The organism is Tateyamaria sp. syn59, assembly GCF_007995245.1.
Classification (GTDB): Bacteria; Pseudomonadota; Alphaproteobacteria; order Rhodobacterales; family Rhodobacteraceae; genus Tateyamaria.
This window is the reverse complement of the sequence record NZ_VCBA01000017.1, coordinates 15,309-37,971: the sequence shown is the minus strand read 5'-3', so window position 1 is coordinate 37,971 and position 22,663 is coordinate 15,309. Positions and strand designations below refer to the sequence as shown.

Sequence of the window (22,663 nt, the reverse complement as noted above, 5' to 3'; positions counted from 1 at the left end):
GTCACTCAGCCGAAATGAACACCAACGACAGGTAAACCCCGAGGCCGGTTTCAATCGACTGCGCATGTAGCTTTGGCAGCAGGGGTTTGACCGCCGGGTGCGTGCTGTGGACCCGCATGTGCGATCCCTCAAATTTGATGGTCATGTCGGTGAATTCCAGCGGCTGCTCTGTGATGGGAAACTGCGCTTTGTACGCCGCCTCCTTGGCCGAGAAGATGCGTTTTGCAATTGCGCCGTCGCGGGTGCGCGCGCGTTCGGCGGGTGTCAGCACCACGTCCCAGAGGTCTTGGGGCAGGGGCGTCGCCTCTTCGAGGTCGATGCCGATGGACTGCGCTGCGGTGCTGCGGGCGACAATAGCGAGGGCGGCGTGCGAGGTGTGTGTGATGGATCCGAAGAGGCCTGCGGGCCAGTGGGGTGCGCGGTTGCCTTGCATGGGGATGGCAGCCGGGGGCAGGCCAAGGGTGGCCATCGCCTGACGGGCGGCGGCGCGGCCGGCGGAAAACTCGCGCAGGCGCGTGTCGATCATGCCGGTAGTTGCGGCGCGCTCCGGGGGCAGCAGGGCTGTAGCGGGGGCGGACGGGTCCGCCGCGCCGACGCCGAAGCCGTTTGGGACATGTTGCGCGGCGACCTCTGCCAGCCGCGCGAGGTCGATCATCTGCCTTTGCGACGCGCGGCGCGCATGGCCCGGCGTTGGGCCATGGCGTCAGCGCGGGATGCTGGTGCGGCCTCTGCTCCGACGGGTTCGGGCACTTTCACCGGTTCTGCGGGTGCAGAGGCTACCGCCGGTTTCGGCGCTGGCGCCTCGAGCTTGCCCTCAACCGCTTTTGCAAGATCGCCCAGAACCGGGAAGCGGAAGATGTCCGTGATTGAGAGTTTGTTCACCCCTAGCTGCGCCTTGATCTCGCGATGGGCCTGCACAGCGAGCAGCGAGTGCCCGCCCAGATCAAAGAAGCTGTCGCGCGCCGAGATGTCGGACACACCCAGTATGGATGTCCAGATGCCACTGATCGCGGCAGTGACGTCCCCGTCGAAGCCCGAAGCGTCGTTCGCGGCGGTCACTGGCGCGTTGTCCGTAGCGGCAGGCGTCACCGGCTTGGGCCGTGTTGGCGCGGCGGGGGCTGGCAGCGCCTTGCGGTCGACCTTTTTGTTGGGGGTCAGCGGGAAGCTGTCGAGTGTTACGAAGCGGCCCGGGATCATGTGGGCGGGCAGTGCCTCGGCCAGTGCTGCTTTGAGCGCCGGTTCCTCGGGGCTGCCATCTGCGAGCAAGTAGGCCACGAGTTGCTGGACGCCGGGGATGTCTTCGCGAACGACCACCACCGACTGGCGGACACCGTCCAGACCGTCGATGGCCGTTTCGATCTCGCCCAGTTCGATGCGGTAGCCGCGCAGTTTGACCTGGAAGTCGGCGCGCCCGAGGAAGTCCAGTTCTCCGCCTGGCAGCCAGCGGGCCAGATCGCCGGTGGCGTACATCCGGGCGCCGTCCTTGGCCGCGAACGGGTCAGGCACAAAACGCTCTGCCGTCAGATCCGCGCGTTGCCAATAGCCGCGCGTGACGCCGTCGCCGCCGATATAAAGTTCGCCCGCCACGCCGATGGGTTGCGGTTCGTGTTTGTCGTTGAGGATGTAGACCTGTGTGTTGGCGATGGGCGTGCCGATGCCGACCACGCCGGCATCCGCGCGTGCGGTGCGGGTGGTGGACCAGATTGTCGTCTCGGTCGGGCCGTACATGTTTTCGATATGCGCGTCCGTCAGCGCGTTCAGATCGCTGACCAGTGCGCCGGGCAGTGCCTCACCGCCGAGCATCAGGTGCTTGACGGCGCTGAGAGCGGTGCTTGCCTCTTCGTTCATCACCAGCATCCGTGCCATGGACGGTGTGCATTGCAAATGCGTGACCTTGTGGCGCGTAATCTGGGCGGCAATCGAGAAATCATCGGCGGCGGGGCCGCTGCCTGCGTTGGTCTTGCGCAGGACCTCGGCCAGCGGGTGCAGCCCGTCGAGGATGGTGTCCACGTCGATGCCGTAGTCGATGAGGCAGGCAATCTCGGTCACGCCGATGTCCTTAACCTCGACCACGCGCGCGATGGCGTCTTCGACCGTGCCGAAGAGGCCGCTGTCGTTGAAATAGCGTTCGAACGCGAAATCGAGGATCCCTTCAAGCTCTTCTTCGGTCAGGGAGCCGAGATCGAGTTGGAAGGCGTTGTCCACGCCCTCGGGCCGTTTGAAGGCGGGGAAGGCCCAGGCGTATTGCTTGATCAGACCGGCGGCCGAGCGCAGGTAATCCTTCATGGGTTCGCGTGCGACTTCGCGGGCTTCGTCGCGCGTTGCGGCGAGGTAGGTGTGCAACATCAGCGTGACTTTGAAGCGGGCGGGGTCGTGGCCCGCTTCGCGCAGCGCCTGGTGGTAAAGCTTGATCTTTTCCCCGACCTCACCGACCGACTGGCCCAGCAGGTGTGTGAGCACGTGACAGCCGTTGCGCCCGGCCTCTTTCCAAGTTTCGGGATTGCCTGCGGTGGTGACCCATAGGTTTGGCGTTTTTGATATGGGGCGCGGTTGGGTGACGACGTCGTGCAACTGGCCGTCCTTGCGCGGGAAGGCCACAGGTTCCCCGGCCCACAATTTGCGCAGATCGGCGATCTGGCGGAACATGGCGGGCTTGTTTTCCGGCGGCGTGTTTTCGGGTCGCAGCACAAAGTCATCGGGCTGCCAGCCGCTGGCAATCGCGAGGCCCGCCTTGCCGTTTGTCAGGTTGTCGATGACGGCCCATTCTTCGGCGATGCGGGCGGTGTGGTGCAGTGGCGCCACGCAGGATCCCGCGCGCACGCCGATGTTCTGCGTGGCACCTGCCACGGCGGCGCCGGTCACCGAGGGGTTCGGGTAGGGGCCGCCAAAGGCGTGGAAGTGCCGTTCCGGCGTCCAGACCGCGACGAACCCGTTCTGGTCGGCGAATTTCGCGCCTTCGAGCAGCGTGCGGTACTTGTCGCGCCCCCGCCCGTCGTCATTGCCCCAGTAGTAGAGGCTGAATTCCATACCGCCGGGCACGCCGCCTCCGCCCGTATCGCTGTCGCCCGCGACGAGGGCCCGGTTTTCGTCACCTGACAGCACCAGCTTGAAGCCGCGTGCCAGTGTCCAGAAAAGCTCCAGCACCGAGATGTCAAAGCTGAGCGAAGTGACCGCCAGCCACACGCTGCCGGTGCTGTGGTCGATCCGGTCATCCATGCCGACGAAGAAGTTGGCGACGTTGCGGTGTTCCACCATCACACCCTTGGGCCGCCCGGTCGAGCCGGAGGTGTAGATCATGTAGGCCAGATCGGCGCCGGTGACGGTGCTGGTCGGGTTGGTGTGGGGCTGGTCGGCGACGGATGTGGTAATATCGAGGATCTGGGCGGAGCTGGAGGGCAGGGCCGCGGCAAGCTCGGCGTTGGTGATGACCACGCCTGCCTGGCTGTCCTCGAGATAGAGGGCCGTGCGATCCGCGGGGTAGGCGGGGTCCATGGGCAGGTACGCGCCCCCTGCCTTCATGATCGCGAGGGCTGCGATGACCAGACCTGAGGATCGTGGCAGGTGCAGGCCCACGGTGACACCGGGCTTTACGCCCATGCCGACAAGCTTGTGGGCCAATTGGTTCGCCGCTTTGTTCAGGTCAGTGTAGCTGAGGCTTTCCCCTTCGAAAGCGAGCGCTTGGGCGTCAGGTGTGCGTGCGACCTGCGCTTCGAAGGCCTGGTGGACGCATTGGTCGGGGTTATAGCTTGTGTCGGTGGCGTTCCAGTCGACCAGGGTGAGTTGCCGCTCGGCCTCGGGCAGGATCGGCAGATCGGCGGTCGTGTCTGTGCGGTCCAGATGTGCCAGCAGATGTGTGAGCCGTGCGGCGTAAAGATCAAGGGCGGTTTCGTCGATACGGGCCTTGTCTGCGTAGAGTGTTGTGCCGGTTTCGGTGACGGCGAGTGTCAGGGCGGAGGGGCCGATCAGGCCAGCCTCTGCCGTGTCGCTGAAGGCCAGGGCTGGCAGGGCAGCATCGCTGTCAGGAAGCCGGGCGATGAGGTCGGCCGCAAACTGCCCCCGCGTGCGGGCGGCGTCGATGGCTTGGGACAGCGCCGTTGTCATGGCTGCGAAGCTGTCATCAGCCGTAATCTGAAGGGGGACCCAGTCGCTGAGATAGGCGTGGTTGCCCGGCATCGACAGGGCAAAGTCCGCCCGCCCGTCATCTGTCACGCGTGACATCAGGAGGGCAAAGGCTGCGCGGATCTGGTCCGGTGTGACGCCCTCAGGGGCGGTGATGTCGCGCGCGAGGGGTTGAGCGGGGCCATCGGGTGACCCGATCAAGGGCAGGTCCGTGCGCGCAATATCTTCGAGCGCGCGGCGCCATGTTGGATCGGTTTTGGCGAGCGGGGCCAGAGTGGCCTGCAGCTCGGCCTGTTTGTCGGAGGACGGGCTTTGCAGGATGGCACCGGTGCGGGTGATCTCGCCCGGCGTGACTGCGCGGCCATATGTGTCCGTGATGCGGGTCAGAACGAGGTCGCCTTGACCTGTCGCGATGCCCAGTTGGTCGCCATCTGCGATCAGGACCGCACCCGGTGCGGCGCCAGATGTGCTCTCGGACACATGTGCCGCGCGCGCGAGCCACAGTTTGCCGCCCGCCTCAAACGAGGGCAGCACGAGCGGGTTCCAGTATTCGCCGTGATCAAGGGCCCGGATCATCCGCACCAGATCTGTAGCGGGCTGGTTGAAGTCGAGAACCGCATTGGGCCGCGCGTCGCGGGCGAAATAGCTGCGCTGGCTCAGGTCTTGTTTGCGTCGGTTCGGCTCCGGCTTGGCAAGCTCGGCCATGAGCGCAGGAAAGCTTTCGATGGCCGCGCCGTAGCATTTGGTGTTCAGGGTCAGGGCCGTGTCTTCGGGTGCAATGTTGATCGTGGCGCTGGCCAGCACGTCGCCTTCGTCCACGCCGCCTTCGATCAGGTGCCAGCTGATGCCGTGCGTGGTCTCGCCCGAAAGCGCTGCCCAGACCGGCGCGTTGAGCCCCGCATAGGCGGGCAGGGGGCCGTCGTGGAAGTTCACGGCACCGCGCTTTGGCAGGGTCAGGACAGCGTCGGGCAGGATGTCGAGATTGGCGATGGACAAGAGCCAATCGCAGTCCATGCCGGAAAGCCGGTCGGCCAGCCCCTTGGCCGGGGCGACGACCGGCAGCGCGGCATCTGCTGCCCAGTTTTTGACATCGTTGTTGCGGGTGACCACAGCTGAGATGCGGTGCCCTGCATCGCGCAGAAGCTCACCACATTGGATGACAAGGCTTTCGTGGCCGATAAGAATGGTACTGAATGACAACATGGGGAAAATCCCTGAACTAGACTTTGGGTTGTGGCGCGGGGATTGACGGGTCAGGCACCGTGAAGGCGCGGTGCCCTGTCAGGAGCGCGCGAAAATCGTGGGTGAGTAAAGTGGTTAGAAAACCCGGTGAGACGCCGCGTGTTTTGGGGGTTACCGCGCAGCGCAACCAGTGAAGGCCGCCGCCCACCAGATGTGCAAGCGTGGCAAGCGCAGCATAGGCGCGGCCATGGCTTTTGGAGAAATAGTACCAACGGCTGTCGAACCAGTAGTCGGGCGTGCGTTTCCATTCCTTCATGCCGGTGGAGGCGGAACCGATATGCGCCACCTTGCTGGCAGGCAGATAATCCGTTTTGTGCCCCGCCCGCGCGGCACGCAGGCACAGTTCGGTTTCTTCGAAATAGAGGAAGAAGGTTTCGTCAAAGAGGCCGATTTCGTCCAACACCGATTGGCGCATCATGACCGAAGCGCCCGCCAGCCAATCAACCGTCATCGTATCGGTCGGCGTCTCGATCGGAACTTTGCTGTTTTTCAGAAGGCGACTGATAGGACCGAAGCGGATCGCGCCTTCGAACTCGCTGGCGATGGAGGGGAAACGGAAGCTGGTCAGGTGTGTGTCGCCCTCAGGGCCGTGGATGTAGCTGCCGGCAAAGCCTGTGCCGGGTATGGCCTCCAGGTGGTTCAGCAACACGCGGATCGCATCTGGTGCAGGAAAGGCGTCGGAATTCAGGATGTAGACGTAATCGGGCCGTGCGTTTCCGGGCAACCCTGTGCGGATGCCGACGTTGTTGCCCGCACCAAAGCCGCCGTTGCGGCCCGATTGGATCACCCGCACACGGTCGCCTGTATCCCAACCTTGTTTGGACACATGTGCCGAAAGCGTTTCGAATGATCCGTCCTGGCTGTTGTTGTCGACAATCAGGATACCGCCCGCGATGCCGTCCATGGCTGCAAGCGCCGCTTCGACCGACTGCAGTGTCATGTCGGCGGTTTTGTAGTTCAGGATGATCGTAAGAACGGTCGGTTGCGCTGCGGTCATTCCGCAGCCTCCCGGAATGATGGACCGCCCGGTGCGGGACGCTGCGCCAGTTCAAGTTCAGCAGCCTCCAGAACCTTCTTCATGCGCGTTGCCAGCACCCGCACGTTGGGTTCAAGCACCATGGAGTCGTGGTCGCCCGGCACTTCGTAGATGGCGAGCCCAGGCACGAACCGTGTCCAGTCATTGTCGGGGTACATGTAGTGCCGGTCTTTGTCGACCAGACGGCCCGGTGCCACCTCCCATTCGGCGAGCAGGGGTGGGCGGAACAGTGTCAGGGGGCCGTCCCACGGGGTCACTTCATACCGGCCGACGCTTTCCAGAAATGCGGCCTCGATAGCGGCGTCGTGGAACTGCTGACCTTCTTCGGCGGGTTCGTCACTGCCACCACGGCGCTTCTGTAGCTCCCATGCGATGCGGTTCTTGGCCCATGTTGTGACATAGGACGAGCCCTCGGACTTGAGGTTGAGCCAGTTGATCATCACCCGGTCGCGGCGCGTCAGCGGCGGGCGCTGTGGCAGGGGTGTGTCAAGCAGGATGACGGCGCCAATTTCCTCGCCTTGTGCCTCAAGTTGTCGTGCGATCTCAAAAGCGGTGATCCCGCCGCCGGAGAAACCGCCGAGCATGTAGGGCCCTTCGGGCTGAACCTGGCGCATTTCGGCGATGTAGTCGCTTGCCGCTTCTTCGATGGTGCGGTGAGGTTCCTCATTGCCATAGAGACCGCGAGCCTGCAGGCCGTAGAAGGGTCTGTCAGTGCCCAACAGATGCGCCAGATGGCGCAGGTTCAGCACATTGCCGAACATGCCAGCGACCAGGAAGAACGGCGCGCGCGGCCCCCCTTCGCCCGAGTGCATCGGCACCAGATGGGTGAAGCGGCGTGTGGGTGTCGCGTCGCTTTGGTCGCCAACCGGGGCTTCGCCGCTCTCGTCCGACACGCCGCGTTCGGCAATCAAAGCGGCGACTTTGCGGATGGTTGGGGCCTCGAACAGGACGGAGATCGGGAAATCCACGTTCCACGTCTTGCGGATCTGCGCAAAGAGCCGCACCGCGATGAGGGAGTGCCCGCCCAGATCAAAGAAACTGTCGTTGGCGCCGATCTGGTCCACGCCCAGAAGTTCGGCCCAGAACCCGGCGAGTGTGGTTTCAATTGCGCCCTCGGGCTCGGCATATTCGCTGTCGAGTTGCGGGCGTTCGAAGGTCTGGCCGCCGCCTGATTTGGTATCCTCGACCTGTCCGGCCTGTGTGATCATGGCGGGGATGTCGAGAGAGGATAGGATCACTTGCGGCGTCTTGAGCGCCAGCGCACGCAGGAAGAGGTCGGCGCCTTCTTCGGCCCGGATGCCCTGACCCAGATTGTGCCGCAGCCGTTCTTCGGCGGGCGACAGCGGTTGGACCGTTTCTGGACCGGTCGGGGCGGGCGTCTCTTCTGTTGCGGCAAATCCGACAGAGGTTTCCATGCGCCGGATGGAGAAGCCCCGGATTTCGACACAGACTTCGCCTTCGGGCGTGGCAAGGGTCACGTCAAAGCTGGCAATTTCGCTTGTTGCGCGGTTTTCACCTGCATTGCGCACCCAAGACACGATGCGTTCAGGCACATCGCGGAAGACTTTGACCGAGCGGTAGTTGACCGGCACCCAAAGGTAGGCTTGGGGGTCATACCCTTCGATGAGGCCCATGGCCCAACCGGTGGCGATGTCCATCAGACCGGGATGCAAGCGGTAGCCCGCCTCGAGATCGCCTTGCGCGGTTTCTGGGAGTGACAACTCGGCCAGGCCTTCGCCAGCGCCGAGGGCCATGGATTGCAAGACGCGCCAGCGCGGCCCGAATTGCAAAAGCGCCTCTTGCGCGGCTTTGAGCGCGCCGCCCTCGGGCGCGCGCACGGGTGTGGCGCAGCGCGCAGCGATCCCGGCGACGTCAATCGGTGCGGGTGCGCGCATTGGCAAGAGCGACAGGTGGGCCTGCGCGTTCATCTCAACTGACCCGTCAGGTCCGCTTTGCACCTCGAAGTCATATCCCGTCTCGCTGCGCGGCAGACGCAGGGTGACGTCGCGGGTTTCGCTTTCGCTGACGGCCAGCGGGCGCAGGAAATAGAGATCGCGGATTTCGAATGGACCGGTCTCGCCCTGGGCGCGCAGCGCTTGTGCCGCCAGATCGAGATAGCCGGTGCCGGGCATCAGGGCATCGCCCGCCGCGGTCCGGTGATCGTGCAGCACCCAGCGGTCTGCGACCGTGTAATCAGCGGTGAAAATGCGGTGACCTGCGGCATCGAATGTCTTTTGGTCCAGCAGCGGCATGCCTGCTGGTAACACAGGGGCCTCTTCACTGGCGCCGGTGCGTGCCGCCATGGCATCCGCCGCCATGCCTGCATCCGCCCAGATGCCCCAACCGATGGCCTGCACGCGGGTTTTGTCCCCGGCGCGTGCCTTGGCATAGGCGTTCAGGTATTCGTTGGCGGCGACGTAGTCGACCTGACCCGCGGGCGCGGTTGCGGTGGAGCTGGAGGAAAACAGCACCATCCAGTTCAGATCGCCATCGGGCCAGACCTCTTCTATCACGCGTGTGCCGTGCAGTTTGGGAGCAAAGACATCCTCGATCTCGGTCATGGTCTTGGTCTGGATCAGACCGTCGGCAATCACGCCAGCGGCGTGGATGATGCCGGATACGGGACCCATTTGCGCCTCAACCTCGGTGCGCAGGGCGCGCATATCCTCGACGTTGGAGACGTCACCGGCGAGGCACAGGACGTCGCCTCCCGCCGCTTCGAGTGCCCGCACCGCCTTGATCCGGCGGGGCAGGGCGTCACCCGGTGCGGTGTTGGCCAGCACCTTGTCCCAATCCTCGCGCGGGGGCAGACCGCCGCGTGACATCAGAACAATGCGGCTGCCCGCCGTCTTGATCATACGTTCGGCCAGCGTCAGCCCGATGCCGCCAAAACCGCCGGTGATCAGGACGACGCCCTGGTCTTTCAACTGCGTCTGGCCGGTCTCGACAGCGTCGAGTGGCTGCGGCCGCCATGACATTTCGTAGCGTTTCGCTCCGCGCAGGGCTGCGGCGGTTTCGGTTGGCGGCGATAGCAGTTCTTCGAGCACCGGGTGCGCAAAGCTGGTCAGGTCAGAGGTCGTGCGTCCCTTTGATTGTGGAAGATCCAGATCGAGTGTGCCGACAGTGATTTGTGGGAACTCGCGCCCGATCACACGTGCGGGGCCTGCAAGCGTTGCCTTTTCAGGGTATTGCAGCGCCTCGCCGGTCACCTGCACCGCACCGGAGGTGAGTGCGGTCATGTGAATGGGATGGCTCCACCCTTCGTCACCCATGGCTTGGGCCAGGAACAGGAGGCTGAAGAAGCCTTGTTCCAGATTGCGGTGGAAGAAGCTGGAACCCGGCCGAAACGTTTCCTTGGTCGTCGCCAGCCAGCCGTGCAGCACCCGTGTGGGCAGGAATTCCCGCTCCATCAGGTCACTGATCAGCGCATCATAGCTGTCGCGCCCGCGTTCCGGCGACAGGATGTAGCCGGTGTCGCCATCGCGCGCAAACGTGTCCCCAGCGCGTACGGTCAGGATGTCGTGACCGGCGGCGACCAGTCGATCCGTCACGGCATCGCACAGGCCTGCGTCATCCGCAAACACCAGCCAGCGTTCCGGGGTAATGCCGGACAAGTCGCCCGTCACATCGATGTCGCACCCGGCATACGCGGGGCGCCACGCGGGACGCCAGCCCCAACTGTCGGGATCGTCGTTGCGCATCAGCCATTCAACGCTGTCTTCAACCGGCGCTTGTGATGGTTCGATGTAGTAGGGTGCCCGCTGGAACGCATAGGTGGGCAGCGGCAGCGTCACGCGCCGGGTTTCACCCCAGACCTGGGTCCAGTCGATGTCGCCGCCCAACGCCCAGACGCGGCCGAGCATCGCCATGAAGTAGGCGTCATCGGCGGCCGTGTCGTTGGGATGCCGCAGGGACGAGATAACCTGGTTGGTCTCGACATCCGAATGCTGCCCGCACAGCGATGACAGTGCCTTGCCCGGCCCCACCTCGATAAAGATGCGGTTCTTTTGTGCCAGCGTGCCAATGCAGTCGGCGAAATGTACGGTTCCGCGCAGGTGGCCCACCCAATAGTCCGGCGATGTGGCCTCGGCCTCGGTAATCATCTGGCCCGAGCGGTTGGAGGTAAAGGGAATTTGCGGCGCATTCAGGTCGATGGAACGCAGATAGTCGCCAAATTCCTGCAGGATGGGTTCCAGCATGCGCGAGTGTGCGGCGATGTCGATGGGGATGCGTTGGCAATCGACATCGCGTTCCGCGAGCTCTTTTTCCAAGGCATCAAGGGCGGCCTGAGGGCCGGTTGCGACTGACAGATTGGGCGCGTTGACCGCGCCGAGATCCAGATCGTTGCCCAGAAGGGGCTGCAGGGCGTCTGCGGGCAAGGCGACGGACAGCATGCCACCAGCTGGGACGGTGTCAAAGAGCCGTCCGCGCAGATGCACAAGCCCGATACAATCCTCAAAGCTTATAACACCGGCCACGCAGGCGGCGGTGTTTTCGCCCATGGAGTGGCCGACCAATGCGGTGGGCTGCACGCCCCAGCTCATCCAGAGCTGCGCCAGCGCGTACTCGCAAATCATGATCAGCGGCAGCTGCACGGAGGGCTGGGTCAGCTTGGCGTCGGCGTCTGCCTCGGTCCCCGGTTCCGGCAGCCAGAGCGCGCGAATGTCATAGTCGAGTTTGGGGGCGAGGATCTCAAGCCCCTTGTTCATCCATTCGGCAAAGACCGGCTCGGTTTCATAGAGATCACGCGCCATCCCGGCATATTGCGCCCCGCCGCCGGGGAACATGAACACCGCATCGGGCGTGTCCAGAGCCGTATGGGTGAAGACTTGTCGCGGGTCGTTGGTTTCGAGCTTTTGTGCGGCCTCTTCATGCGTTTCGGCCACGACGATCCGGCGGTGTTCAAAGGCGTGCCGACCCTCTTTGAGTGTCCAGGCCACGTCGGCCAGGTCCTGATCGGTGCGTGTCTGTAGATGCGCCGCGAGTTTTTGTGCGTTGCCGTCGAGCGCGGCCTTGGACCGTGCCGACATCACCAACATCTGGAACGGCCAGTCGGACTCCTCCGATGGCGCGCGTTCTGGTGCTTCTTCGAGAACCACATGCGCGTTTGTACCACCGACGCCGAGCGAATTCACACCAGCCCGGCGCGGACCCTTGTGGCTGACCCAATCACTGAGCGTGTCGTTGACGCGGAAGGGCGAGTGTTCGAAATCAATTGCGGGGTTTGGCGCCTCGTACCCGAGCGAGGGCGGAATTTGGCCTTTGTGCAGCGACAGCGACGCCTTGATCAAACTCGCAACCCCGGCGGCTGTGTCGAGATGGCCGATATTGGTCTTGACCGATCCGATGCGGCAGAATCCGGTTTCGTCCGTTGTCTCTTCGAAGGCTTGGGTCATGGCGGCGACTTCAATCGGGTCGCCGAGATAGGTTCCGGTGCCGTGACACTCGATATAGTCGATGGTGTCGGCGGTGATGCCGGACATCAGGTGTGCTTCGGCAATCGCTTCGGCCTGTCCGTCGACGGAAGGGGCGAGGTAACCCGCCTTGGCCGCGCCGTCATTGTTGATGGCCGACCCTTTGATGACGGCCCAGATGTGATCGCCATCACGCACCGCGTCTTCGAGGCGGCGCAAGACCACCGCGCCCGCACCCGAGCCGAATACCGTTCCTTGCGCCCGATGATCGAAGGCATGGCAATGGCCGTCCGGCGACAGCACTTCGCCCTCTTTGTAGAGGTAACCGCGATGTTGGGGCAGCTCGATGGTCACGCCGCCCGCGATGGCCGTATCGCAATCATCTGCGAGGAGCGCCTGAACGGCATAGTGCGTCGCAACCAGTGAGGTGGAGCAGGCGGTCTGTACGTTGATACTGGGGCCCTTGAGGTCAAAGATGTGGCTGACGCGGGTGGCCAGGAAATCCTTGTCGTTGCCGGTGTGACGCAGCAGAAACATGCCCACATCGTCGACCAGATCGCGGTTTGAGCAGATGTTGAAATAGAAATAGCTGCCCATGCCGCAGCCCGCATAGACGCCGATTGGGCCATCGGCCCTGGACGGGGGGCGCCCCGCGTTCTCAAGCGCTTCCCATGCCACTTCCAGGAATTGACGATGCTGGGGGTCCATGATCGCCGCTTCCTTGGGCGAAAGACCGAAGAAGTCGGGATCGAAGGTTTCAAACCCATCGAGAGGTGCCGCCGCTGGCACATAGTCGGGCCGTTCCACCAGATGCGGTGCTTCGCCTGCGGCAAGAAGGTCCTCTCGCGAGTAGTGCCTGATGGACTCAATCCCGTTCTTGAGATTGGACCAATACGCCTCGATATCATCTGCCCCTGGCAGATGCGCGGCCATGCCTATGATTGCTATGTCAGTCATGAATAGGTGAACTCGAACTACGGTTGATTACAATTTACCCAAGGAATACGCCAAAAATGGGCCGCACACGTGCCAAAATTAGAAGTCCAGAAAACCACATTGAACATTATGCATTCTGACCCGGTTGTCCAGTTTCTAGCTGCATCATGCTTACCGGTGCATGTGTATACCGTGTGGGCCTGATATCTTTGATACTTTGCACAATGGGTTCACATTTTGCGCCAGGTGTGACCTGTCTGCGCCTGCCGCGCGCGTATTCGCGTCACGCGTGTGGAGAGGCCAGCGATATGGTGGCGCGACACAAATAGATTGGGGGTGCGTTGCGCGTACACTCCGCATGTTTTTCAACAAATATTGATCCCCAAGGTTGCAAATGCCTCATAATAACCTTGCTTTTTACAAAATCATTGGGATGTTCGTGCGGCATTGTGCGGTGCCGCGTCTCCGGGCGTCTGATGCGGGAAAACTGCATTCTGTCCGGGCGCGAGACGCGTCGCTCATATTTGGATGCAGTGCATTGCTTTTGAACAATCGTTTGTCCCGACGCCGGGAGGTCTGAGTTTTGGCGACATATCTGAAATCAGCTTCGTTGAACGAACTATGGTCCTTGTACAAAAGCAACTTCCAGGACGTCAGTGGGACGGTTGCCGATGCGGTGACAGCGGCACGTGAAACCGAAAGCAACATCGCCACCATGTTGCGACGGCCCGTCGAGGGTTGTGATGTGCTTGAGGTCGGTTCGGGTCAGCGGTCTGCGTTCAGATATCTGTTGGGTGCCCGCAACCGGTATGTCGGCATTGATATTGAGCCGGCGCCATCCGGCAAGGTCTTGAAAGACTTTCGGGACGATTTGCGGGACAGGGGCATTTCGCGCGCCGCCAAGAACGCCATCAAGAACGTGACGGGCCTGTCGCGCAAATACGACAAGACGATGCGCAACATGATCGGCGTCACGCAAGTGGACATCGAATTTCGTGTGATGGATGCGGAGAACATGGACTTTCCGGACAACAGCTTTGACGTTGTTGTTTCGCATAACGTGTTCGAACACCTGCCTAACCCTGTCGCTGTGATGAAGGAAGTGGCCCGTGTGCTGCGTCCGGGTGGCGTCGCGCATATCCACACGCATCTCTATACCAGCGACAGCGGTGCGCATGATCCACGGATTTATGCGGGCGACCGGAACGGATTTCCGTATTGGGCCCATCTGCGTCCCGAAACCGAGCATTTGGTCAAGCCGAACTGCTATGTGAACAAGGTGCGTTTGAACGAGTATCTCGAGAGCTTCGAGAGCACGTGGAACGGTTCCGACAATGTACGACTGCCGACGCCTGACGCTATGAAAACGGAGCTGGACAAGCTGCGGGCCGACGGTGCGCTAGCTGCGTACCGGGATGAGGAGTTGCTGACCAACATCCTGCGGACCACGTGGAAGAAGCCCGAAGCGCAAGATGTCGTGCAATGACAGCGTTTAAGGCGTTACCACTACGGCCCTACATGGTGTGGTGCTGCGCCATTCGCCTGCGAAGGTTGACTTGAATGGCGCTGGTTGAGGAACAGGATCCGAGCCGTGAGCGGCAGCACGGCTTTGTCAGCTGGGGTGTCTTCTGGATTTTGATCGCGACGCTTGGTGCGCTTGTGTTCTTTTGGGATGGAACGCGGGCGTTGTTGGCGGCCTGGCAGTTGCCGGAGTACAGCCATGGGCCGCTGATACCCGTATTGTCGGCGCTGTTGTTCCTGCGCCAGCTCAAGTCGGTGCCGGAGAACCATGGCCTGGTGCGTGATCGTTGGCCGGGCGTGATTGTCATCCTTGCCTCGATCGCCTTGGGCACGCTGGGGCAGCTTGCAAACATCGACGATATCGTGGCCTACGCCCTGATACTTTGGGTGGGTGGCCTGCTTTTGGTCAGCTTTGGCTGGTCTACGGGCAAGCATTTTTGGCCTGCCGTGCTGCACCTTGTTTACATGCTGCCGTTGCCCGGCGTGCTGTACTACAAGATGACCACGTGGCTTCAGCTGATTTCGTCTGAGCTGGGCGTTGTGTTCCTGAAACTGCTCTCCATTCCGGTGTTTCTGGACGGGAACATCATTGATCTGGGGATCATGAAGCTGCACGTGGCCGAAGCCTGTTCGGGCCTGCGTTACCTTTTTCCGATCCTCAGTTTCTCCTACATCTTCGCGATCCTCTACAAAGGGCCGATGTGGCACAAGGCGGTGCTGCTACTTGCGGCGGCACCGATCACCGTGCTGATGAATTCGCTGCGCATTGCTTTGGCCGGTATCATTGTCAGTTATTACGGCGTCGAGTGGCTGGATGGCTTCACCCACTTCTTTGAGGGCTGGGTGATTTTCCTGTCCTGTATCCTGCTTTTGTTCCTGTTGGCGCAGGTTTTGCTGATGTTGAACCGGAGCAAGACGGGCCTGACGCAAGCGCTTGACCTCGACACTGAAGGATTGGGACAGCAGCTTATGCGGCTGCGCTTGGTCCAGCCCTCTGCCGCGCTCATTGGGTCGACGGTTGCTGTTTTGGCGGTCTTTCTGGCATTTCAAAGCGTACCGGAGCGTGAGCGTGCGGTTCCACCGCGTGACAGCTTTGCGCTGTTCCCTTCGCAGCTTGGAGACTGGCGCCGGTCTGGACCGCAACGGTTTCTGGCGCCCGAGGTGGAAGAGACCCTGCAGGCCGACGACTACCTGCACATAGACTTGGCGCAACCACAGGCGGACGCGGGTGTTGCGGTGTTCATGGCGTGGTACGCGGACCAATCACAGGGCGGTGTCCACAGCCCCGAGATTTGCTTGCCGGGCGGTGGCTGGGAAATTGCCTGGTTGGAGCGAAGCGACGTTGCGGCCGAAATTGGCAGCGATGCCCCTTTTGAAATCAACAAAGCCATCATTCAGAAGGGCGAGCAGAAGATGATGGTTTACTATTGGTTCGAACAGAAGGGCCGTCGCATCGCCTGGGATTTCGAGGCCAAATACTGGCTGATGGTCGATGGTATTCGAACCGGCCGAACGGACGGGGCGCTTGTCCGGCTGATGACACCCTTGTTGGACGGTGAACCCGAACACGCGGCTGAGGGTCGCTTGCAGGACGTTCTGAACAACCTTCAAGGACCGCTGCCTCGTTTCGTTCCGAGCGGTAAGACAACCTAAACATTTACTACTGCTGTGAAAAAGTAAGCGTCACTCTCTCGGCGCTGCAACAGGCGTATGCAACGTACGGTTGTGTAGGATCATGTTAATACAACTTTAGTCTTTTTGGGGGCGTCGATGATACGCAAGGGCACTGGGCAAACCAGTTGCAGCGCACATCGGCGCGAATAAGACGCTGGCCAGCCTGGCTGTTGCGTCGTCGTCTGAAACCCGTGCGGAGTTCTGCAAATGAACGAAATCTTGTCGGTGTAACAGGCGGCGCTGCGACGCGACAAAATAGCGTTTGTCGCCGCCCGGCTGGGCCACTCCAATCGCACGCGTCTTGTTCGCGATCCTCAAAAAGCATCAAACATTACGGAGACTTTCAATGAGTCCAATGGCAATCGGGCTTGGCTTTAGCCAGGCACCGTCCCCCGGAACCCTGAATGTCCAAGTCTTTGAAACAGTTGAACCCGATTTTCTTCTGCCAATGACGGCCGACGCAGGCATCGTAGTTGCGGGCGTTTTCGCGCCAGCCACGCACCAAGGTCTTTACCCACTGCAAAGTGACCTTCTGTCAGACGCGCCAGTGAGTGTTCTGGCGCCGCAGATTGAACAGACCGCCGAGAACGAGCCGCTGCGCATTGCTGTGCCCGGCCTTTGGGCGTGCCAAGATGATGGCGAAGCCCCGACACGCAGCTATCGCTGGCAACGCAATGGCGTTGATATTTCCCGTGCGACAGGCCCTGAATACAGCCCCGTCGCGGAAGATGCAGACCAAAGCCTACAACTGATCGAGACTGTGACGGGACCGAATGGCGCGAATAGTGTCGTTTCAAATCCGGTCACTGTTCGCGTTCAACAGGACGTTTTTGCCGTGCGGCTGACAGAAGGCGGTCTTTTGGAGATTGTGGGCAATGACGGGCGCATCTTCGATCTGGATGACCCGAATGACGTCTACGACGGCACATACTCGGCCGCCGATCTGATCTCCGGTCCGGTTGCGCTTGATGAGGCAGTTCTGCGTGTGACCACGACACCCGAAGCGGGTCAAACGCTTACCATTGTACCGGCTCTGTTTGCCTGTGACCCGGCACTTGGGACCATTTCGGTGCAGTACACCACCAATGGTGCGAGCGTTGTTGATGCGAGCGATCCTTCTGCACCCACCGTCCTGGTGGATCCGGCGGATGCGGAAACGACACTGGTTGTAACCGCGACCGCATCGCAAGGTGCGGGAACTGCGGAAAGCGTGACGAACGGCATTGAGATTTCAGCGTTGCCAGCCACGTTCAATGTCGTTTTGAGTGACGATGGAACGCTGGAGATCGAGGGCAATGACGGACGCAGCTTTATCATCGACGATGCGGAAAACCGTTACGACGGCACGTATAACGTGACAGCGGCCGCACTAGAAGCGGGCGCGGTTCCTCTGGTGCCGCCTGTTCTGGTCGGTGACGAGAATACCGCTGCAGGTGACAGACTGGCCATTGTTCCGGCGCTGTTTGCTTATGATCCGGAACAAGGCGACCTTGCGGTCTCCTATACGACCGACGCCACAAATGATGTCGATACGCGGGATCCGAACAATCCAACGCTTTTGATTGATGCGGCGGATGCTGGAACCACCCTTTCGATCGCTGCGCGAGGGACGCAAGGCGCCAACATGGCAGAGGCCAACTCAAACGAGGTCGCGATCGCTGATGCACTGCCTGTTCAGGCTGCGACACCCACCTTCACGCTGCCTCCGGCGGCTGCGAACTATGACAACACGTCGAGGGCATCCGCAACGATGGACCTGTCGGCCGGTTCTGCGGGCGACACGGTTGTGATCCACTACGGCACAGACAGCGCGTCAGCCCCGGTTGCCTTGACTGTTGATGGCCAGGTGATGACGCGGATTGCGAGTGCCGCGGCAGGAGCGAACGGAAACAAGACAAGCGGGTATCTGTATGAACTGGTTTTGACCAGCAACGGTTCGGAAGACGCTGCTATTGCCGTCGATCTTGGGGCGTCACGCTCAAACGGCCACATCTTTGTGGGCGCGATCGTTTCGGGTGGCACGCGCGTGGCTGCCGACGGCGCGCAAACCAGAACGGCTGAGCGCCTGTCCACATCTGTTGCGCCTTCTGTTTCTCAAAACCTCGTCCTGTCCTTGTGTGCAGGCTATTCGGACAGGATGAACGGGAATGAGGACTGGATTGGAACGGATGCTGTTGGAACACGCCTCACGGCCTTTTTCGGTAGCACCTGCGCCAGCGCGGAAGACGTCTCGGTCGGGCCGTTCACCAGTGCCTTGCAGATAGATGGCGGTGCGCCATCGTGGCAGCATGGTGCATCCATGACCACAGTTGCCTTCGACGGAGTTTAAGACCATGCCCAATATTGCATTTTCCGGTTTTTCGGCAGGATCGACGGTGACCATTGGCGGCGTCACAGTCAACGCGTGGGGACAGGTGGCAAACGGCGAAACCGTTTGGGATCGCCCCGCCGCACCTGGGACGAGTGTTGAGATCAACATTCAGCGCTCAGAGCATCAAGTGGCCCCCGAAGGCATGATGTTTGACGTCACTCTGAACGGCTTTGACACGGATACGCTGCCGGTTGGCCAATACGATCCTAGCTACCATGACAAGGTCATCTTCTGGGATTTCGGTGAGGACTACACGTTCGAGGCGCCGACCAAGGTTGCCGACATGGACACCGCGGACGGTGGCAACCGGACATCGAGCCGCTATATGCGAGGCCCGCTGGGTGCGCACACCTATCGTTCGGCGGACACCTTTACCGTCCGGGTCGCTGTGCTTGAGCCGTCCTCTGGCAAGTGGGGACAGGGTGTCGCGACGGTCACGGTTGGAGACCCTGACAGCTTTTACAGGGGTACCGCCACACTGTTTGTCGATCCCTCGGGTTCGTTTGCGAATGCCCCAGGCGGCGCATTGCAGTTCACCAGTATTCGGGATGCGTGGAATGTCATGGCAAATGCCAGGCGCGCCAGTCGGATCGTGCTGGAACGCGGGCAGGATTACACCATCTCGCCATCCGACATCTCGCTATACCAGCCTTCTGGTGCGGCCAGCGTGAGCCTCAGGATGCAAGCGCGTCCCAGCACGGGACCGTCTGATGCGGCAAAGCCGGTGGTGCAAGCGACAGGGTTTGCCGGCCAGGAAGCGAATGTCTTTTACGACAACTCCGTTGGCAATTCCGCGTCTGCCTCGAGCGGGACCGTGTTCTCGGACATTGATTTTCGCGGCCAATGGAACGCGATCAATGAGAGCGGTGTGCGCCTGACCTTCTATCAAGTGGCAAGCGGTGGATCAGGTCCGACAAGCGTCACCTTCGATGCCTGTAACTTTACCGGTTGGGGGATCACGCTTTATGGCAGCGACTGGCCGTCAGGGCGGGGGGTCACGAACCGTGTGGCGACATACAATGACTGTACGATCACCGAATGGGGTGGGTACGGCATTCTTGAAGCGTCGCAATCGAGCCATGCCATCACAGGCTGCCGGATTGCGCAAAACCCGAATGCACAGGCTGGCGGTGATCGGACCAATGAGCCGAACGCGCCGATCCGGATTACCGACCCGTGGCGATCCGTCATCAGTGCCTGTGATCTCTTCTCGCTCAATGGCTGGGCGCGGTGGGGTGGGATTTCGGCGACGCAGCCCTGCGTGCGCTGGAATACATCAGCCCGACATGCGGGCGCGCGGTTGAACGTGCAATCCTGTGCGATGGAAGCGGCGTGGACCCCGCTGTCGATCAACAGCCAGAATGCGGGCACGGCACGCAATCTCGTTAATGCGCTCGTCGAAGGCTGCATCCTGATCGCCGGGTTTCAGTCCCGCGCGATTTTCGAAGTCAGCCACGGCGGAAGCACGATCCGGAACAACATGGCGATCTTCGCCCCGGTCTCGCATAACAGCGGATCTATTGGCGGGTTCAACGCCGGTATTCAGGGCGGGTTCCTGTGGATGGAAGGCGGCGGGCAGGGCAACCCTGCAAACGAAAGAACGCCGGTTCTGTTCTACAACAATACCCTGGTGAACCTAACGGATATCGTGGCGGCCGAGGTGCGGGATTCGATTGGTTTCAGCAGCGTGACCCCACGCAACAATCTGATCCACGCACCTGCATTGGGCGCACAAGGGCGGCGGTACGCGCCGATGACGGCGATACGCGCTTTCGAACCGCGCTACCTCGGGTATCGCAACTCGTCGACACCTTTGGCTACGCAGTTTGCCCACCCGACCGATATGGCAACGATCTGGATGCCCGCATTGAATTCGCCAGCACTTGGCGAGGCCCTGACCGAGCCAAATGCGCATACCGATTTCAGGGGTGACCTTCGACCGGAACCGGCTTCGTTCGGGGCAACCGAGGTTGGTTAAGCCTTGATAGACCGCACCGCGTCGGTGACGATGTTGTGGTCGGGACGTCAATCGAAACAAGGTGGCAGAGGCGATATCGTCTCTGCCATTTTTTATACATAATTCACATTACATGATTTTTTGAGATCAATGAGGTGAACTTCTATCGGCATCTGCTCTGCAACTTGCCAAGCAACCACCGCATCCAGAACGACATCCGCGAATGCGACCGAAAAGCCGCGCTTTTCAAGAACTCTTAACTCCATTTTGTCAGGGCGCTTGTTTTAGTATGCGAACATGCTAACCCATGATGATACTTCAATGAATTCAGACACAAACACATGAAACGCTGCACCTTTGACATGGACGTCAGCACATGAGCCACACGCCACACACGCGCTATCGGCCTGAGATCGACGGCTTGCGTGCGGTCGCGGTGCTGCCGGTCGTACTGTACCATTTTGGCGTCAGCGGTCTGGACGGCGGCTTTGTGGGCGTTGACGTGTTTTTTGTTATCTCCGGTTTTCTGATTGGCTCCATCCTTTGGGCGGAACTCGACACCACCGGCACGATCAAACTTGGTGCGTTCTTTGTGCGGCGCATTCGGCGACTGGCCCCCGCCTACCTGTTGATGGCGTTTGTGACGTTGATCGGGGCGTGGTTTGTCCTGCTGCCTTTCGACTTTCGGGAGTTTGGTCAGGAACTCGTTGCCGCGACCGTCTATCTGGCAAACGTGCATTACTTCAATGACGCAGGCTATTTCGATCAGGCCAGCGAACTGAAACCCCTGCTGCACACCTGGTCGCTTGCAGTCGAAGAGCAGTTTTATATCGTCTTGCCGCTACTGCTGATCGGGCTGGCCCGCTGGCGCGCGCATTTGCCAGTTGTTTTGATCATCCTTGGCGTTCTGTCCCTGCTGGGGTGCCTGTGGATGATGACGATCTCGCCCCCCGCCGCCTTTTACCTGTTCCCGTTCCGCGCCTGGGAATTGCTGGCCGGTGTGTGCCTCGCCATTGTCGGATACCGTCGGGGGCTGACATGGCGGGTGCATGCCGCACTCAGCTGGGTTGGGATCGCGCTGATTGCGGGGGCCGTTTTCCTGTTCGAGGCCGGTGATCATTTTCCGGGGCTCTACGCGCTTGTGCCGGTCGCAGGCGCGGTGCTGATCATCCTGAACGGTCAGGACGACAACCTCGTCAATCGTACGCTGTGCAGCCGACCCGCGCTGTTCTTCGGCCTCATCTCATATTCGCTGTACCTGTGGCATTGGCCGATGGTGACGCTGCTCCACAACTATCAGGGGGCCGCGCCGACACTCTGGCAAATTCCGGTCTTGCTGGGGGCCGCCATCGCCGTGTCGTGGCTATCCCTGAAATATGTCGAAACCCCGTTTCGTCGGGGGGCCCTGCCCGGTTGGCACCTCGTGACGAGCTACGGCGCGGCGGCCACGGCGTTGGTTGCCGGGGCACTATCTTTTGCATTTTCCGAAGGTCTGCCGGGCCGCTTCCCCAGCGAAGCGCGCCCTTTCATCGCCGCCACACGCGGTTTTATCCAGGACTGGTCACGTTGCACACAGCCACAGGACGGCGCCTGGGCCGGGATCGAGATTTGCCCAATCGGCCCGGACGGCCCGCCGCAATTTCTGGTCTGGGGCGACAGCCACGCCCGCGCCTTCAAGGAAGGCGTGGACCTCGCCGCGTCCGAGGCCGATGCGCCCGGGCTGCTGATCTGGCACGCGGGCTGCCCGCCCCTGCTGGGTGTCCTAAAAGACGAACTGGTCTCGACCCCCGCGCAAGAGGCGTTCTGCGCGCGGTCCGTGGATGTCGTGGCCGAGGGGCTCGCCGCAACGCCGTCGATCGAACGGCTGTTGATGATCGGTCGCTGGAGCTATTACGCCGAAGGCACCGGAACCGGCGCAGACAGCCACAACTGGATCACGCTGGAAGCACGGCCCGACGGTCCGCTGGCACCGGATCAAACCCAGCAGGATTTGTTCACCCAAGCTCTGGAACATACTGTGGCAACCCTTGCGCCAAAGGTCGAACAGCTTTTCGTGCTCGAACAGGTGCCGGAAATCTTTGACTACTCCACACGTGACGCCGCCCGGGCCCTTGCGTTCAATCGAACAGACACAGCGACGCTTCTGGCCACAACCGGCCAGGTCACACGCGACGCGTTGCAAGACAGGTTTGCGACCGTCAGTGCGGCCCTGAGCCTGATCGAACAGTCGCCGGGCATTACGGTCCTCGATCTTTGGTCCCGGCTGTGTTCTGACACCCATTGCTCTGCGGTGTTTGACGGCACTCCCTACTACTTTGACAACAATCACGTCACCAATACCGGTGCCCTCCTTTTGCGGGATGTTTTCCAGCCTGTTCTTGTAGGACAGTAGG

General features: G+C 61.3%; 9 protein-coding genes. 5 read left to right on the top strand and 4 right to left on the bottom strand.

Annotation, left to right across the window (positions count from 1 at the left end; translation table 11 throughout):
- Position 1: 1 nt before the first annotated feature.
- Genes FD715_RS20180 through FD715_RS20165 form a run of 4 tightly spaced genes read right to left on the bottom strand, consistent with a single transcriptional unit; the run spans position 2 to position 12,768 of the window.
- Positions 2-655, bottom strand: a complete 654-nt coding sequence (locus FD715_RS20180; protein ID WP_147114322.1) for a 4'-phosphopantetheinyl transferase — start codon at positions 653-655, stop codon at positions 2-4.
- A complete protein-coding gene (locus FD715_RS20175; protein WP_147114319.1) occupies positions 652-5,322 on the bottom strand; it encodes a MupA/Atu3671 family FMN-dependent luciferase-like monooxygenase in 4,671 nt (1,556 codons plus the stop codon). The genes FD715_RS20180 and FD715_RS20175 overlap by 4 nt, the downstream gene beginning before the upstream one ends.
- A 16-nt stretch (positions 5,323-5,338) precedes the next feature.
- On the bottom strand, positions 5,339-6,358 hold the full coding sequence (locus tag FD715_RS20170) for a glycosyltransferase family 2 protein (protein WP_147114317.1): 1,020 nt from the start codon (positions 6,356-6,358) through the stop codon (positions 5,339-5,341).
- The gene (locus tag FD715_RS20165) at positions 6,355-12,768 is read right to left on the bottom strand and encodes a type I polyketide synthase (RefSeq protein WP_147114314.1); all 6,414 of its coding nucleotides are present in this window, start codon (positions 12,766-12,768) and stop codon (positions 6,355-6,357) included. The genes FD715_RS20170 and FD715_RS20165 overlap by 4 nt, the downstream gene beginning before the upstream one ends.
- Before the next feature lie 607 nt (positions 12,769-13,375).
- Here FD715_RS20165 and FD715_RS20160 point away from each other — a divergent pair.
- The 5 genes from FD715_RS20160 (at position 13,376) to FD715_RS20140 (ending at position 22,662) form a co-directional block, all read left to right on the top strand.
- Positions 13,376-14,233 carry a class I SAM-dependent methyltransferase gene (locus FD715_RS20160; RefSeq protein ID WP_147114311.1) on the top strand — a complete coding sequence of 286 codons (858 nt, stop codon included), beginning with the start codon at positions 13,376-13,378 and terminating at the stop codon, positions 14,231-14,233.
- Between the two features lie 74 nt (positions 14,234-14,307).
- A complete protein-coding gene (xrtD, locus tag FD715_RS20155) occupies positions 14,308-15,921 on the top strand; it encodes a VPLPA-CTERM-specific exosortase XrtD (RefSeq protein ID WP_147114307.1) in 1,614 nt (537 codons plus the stop codon).
- Between the two features lie 367 nt (positions 15,922-16,288).
- A complete protein-coding gene (locus FD715_RS20150) occupies positions 16,289-18,271 on the top strand; it encodes a hypothetical protein (RefSeq protein WP_223275000.1) in 1,983 nt (660 codons plus the stop codon).
- A gap of 4 nt (positions 18,272-18,275) precedes the next feature.
- Positions 18,276-20,291: a hypothetical protein gene (locus FD715_RS20145; protein ID WP_147114300.1), complete on the top strand. Its 2,016-nt coding sequence runs from the start codon at positions 18,276-18,278 to the stop codon at positions 20,289-20,291.
- Positions 20,292-20,646: 355 nt separating this feature from the next.
- On the top strand, positions 20,647-22,662 hold the full coding sequence (locus tag FD715_RS20140) for an acyltransferase family protein (RefSeq protein WP_147114298.1): 2,016 nt from the start codon (positions 20,647-20,649) through the stop codon (positions 22,660-22,662).
- Position 22,663: the final 1 nt, after the last annotated feature.

Bases quoted from the DNA above. Each gene is read 5' to 3' on its own strand.
- FD715_RS20180 (WP_147114322.1), bottom strand. From the start codon at position 655: ATGATCGACCTCGCGCGGCTGGCAGAGGTCGCCGCGCAACATGTCCCA.
- FD715_RS20175 (WP_147114319.1), bottom strand. From the start codon at position 5,322: ATGTTGTCATTCAGTACCATTCTTATCGGCCACGAAAGCCTTGTCATC.
- FD715_RS20170 (WP_147114317.1), bottom strand. From the start codon at position 6,358: ATGACCGCAGCGCAACCGACCGTTCTTACGATCATCCTGAACTACAAA.
- FD715_RS20165 (WP_147114314.1), bottom strand. From the start codon at position 12,768: ATGACTGACATAGCAATCATAGGCATGGCCGCGCATCTGCCAGGGGCA.
- xrtD (WP_147114307.1), top strand. From the start codon at position 14,308: ATGGCGCTGGTTGAGGAACAGGATCCGAGCCGTGAGCGGCAGCACGGC.
- FD715_RS20150 (WP_223275000.1), top strand. From the start codon at position 16,289: ATGAGTCCAATGGCAATCGGGCTTGGCTTTAGCCAGGCACCGTCCCCC.
- FD715_RS20145 (WP_147114300.1), top strand. From the start codon at position 18,276: ATGCCCAATATTGCATTTTCCGGTTTTTCGGCAGGATCGACGGTGACC.
- FD715_RS20140 (WP_147114298.1), top strand. From the start codon at position 20,647: ATGAGCCACACGCCACACACGCGCTATCGGCCTGAGATCGACGGCTTG.